The 241-nt window shown below is 68.9% G+C and carries 1 protein-coding gene; it reads left to right on the top strand.

Translation table 11 applies throughout. The features are described from left to right. Positions 1 to 241, top strand: a 241-nt coding sequence (gene amrB, locus BN358_RS24220; protein WP_157593506.1) for an AmmeMemoRadiSam system protein B, incomplete at both ends; no start/stop codon positions are given.

The following is a 241-nucleotide window of genomic DNA, read 5'->3' as shown; positions in this document are numbered from 1 at the left end:
GATCCACTCCGACCGACGCGCATGCCCCCGACGCACTCGCTGGAGGTGCAACTGCCCTTCCTGCAGCGGGTGCTGGACGAGTTCGAGCTCGTTCCCCTGGTCGTCGGGGACGCCGGCGCCGAACTCGTCGCGTCCGTGCTCGAGGAGGCCTGGGGCGGGCCGGAAACCCTGTTGCTGATCAGCTCGGACCTCTCCCACTACCTGTCCTACGACCAGGCTCGCAGCACCGACGCCGACACCA

The organism is Sedimentibacter sp. B4 (genome assembly GCF_000309315.1).
Taxonomy (GTDB): domain Bacteria; phylum Bacillota; class Clostridia; order Tissierellales; family Sedimentibacteraceae; genus Sedimentibacter; species Sedimentibacter saalensis.
Note: the sequence above shows the minus strand (reverse complement) of the source record. Positions and strands in the feature narration are given on the sequence as shown.